Source organism: Streptomyces sp. NPDC006624 (assembly GCF_040611555.1).
Classification (GTDB): domain Bacteria; phylum Actinomycetota; class Actinomycetes; order Streptomycetales; family Streptomycetaceae; genus Streptomyces.
Genome location: NZ_JBEXOM010000093.1, coordinates 1 through 1,126 on the forward strand (window position 1 = coordinate 1; position 1,126 = coordinate 1,126).

The following is a 1,126-nucleotide window of genomic DNA, read 5'->3' on the forward strand; positions in this document are numbered from 1 at the left end:
CAAGCAGTGCATCTAGGATCTCCCAGTCGTATCCACAGAGATCCTGCACCTCATCAATCAAGATTTCGTCGTAAACACCCTCAAGCCGCCGGATCAAAGCCCCGCCTGTCTCGCCAATCAGCTCAAATGCCAGCCGCCCCAACTCTGCGCGGTAGACAGCATCGCTTTTGCTTAAGAAACGGGCAGCGCCAACTGCCATCCGATTCGGTCCGCCTTCAAAGATGAAGCCATTCACCCGCTTGTCGACGAACTTGTAGCGGAGAAATGGACGTGCGAAGTCGCGCAGCAAAAACGAAAACCAGCCAAGCACTTCAATGTTGAGATGCCCACCGGCATAGTTGGATAGGCGCTGGCGAAGCTCGTGCTGATTAAGTCCCGTGTAGGTCAACACCAACACCCTGCGCTCTTTCGGCAACGCCGCACAGTGCTCGACCAACCCTTGCGTTTTCCGCGAGCCGGCAACAGCGAGTGTCAGGTGTTTAGCCATGGATGAACGTGGCTGCAGCGCTCATGTAGGCAGGTGCAATGAGCTTGGTTTTTGAGCTTGCGATCCGCAGCGCGCCCTCGGTCTTCTCCCTTGTCATCCATGTGCTGAGATCGGCTGCTGGCGTGATGCCTAAGACCTTGCGCAAAACCACTTCACCATTGTGCGCGATGAGCTGAGGCTCCAAAGTCGCCCCCTCCTCAAGCCCACCGATGAATAGCTCGCGACGCCCATCCGCCAGCCATTGCGCCACCGGAGCGCGCAGGTCTTCTTGGGCATGGCCATCGTTGTCGCGCAGCACCGCCACCTGCTTCCCCAAAGCCGCACACAGCTCCAAGCACCGCGCAATGGACAACCCACGCATGCTGATGACATCTATGCCCAGCTCCATTGGCCTCTTGCCAAACATGTCGCAAAAGAACCGTTCAAACACAATCTCATCCGATGGCCCTTCGACCAGCACTATCTTGCTGGCGAGCGCCATGCGCAGCGTGTCGTAGCCCGGCAGCTTTTGGAAATACTTCACCGTCTCGCCATCAAGATCCGAAATCTTGCTGTAAGAGTCGTTGCCCACCAAAAGCAGCGCCCCTAATCCAAGTCGGTTCAGCACGAATGAGCTGTGCGTGGTGACGAAGACCTGTT

The 1,126-nt window shown here is 56.9% G+C and carries 1 protein-coding gene and 1 pseudogene; both read right to left on the reverse strand.

Features of this window, described 5'->3' with window-relative positions; all coding sequences use genetic code 11:
• Positions 1–487, reverse strand: a pseudogene (locus ABZY20_RS37385) (DNA helicase II); the annotation flags it as partial.
• Positions 480–1,126: ATP-dependent endonuclease (locus ABZY20_RS37390; protein WP_356448012.1), on the reverse strand; the 647-nt coding region annotated here is incomplete at its 5' end. The gene ABZY20_RS37390 and the pseudogene ABZY20_RS37385, both read right to left, overlap by 8 nt.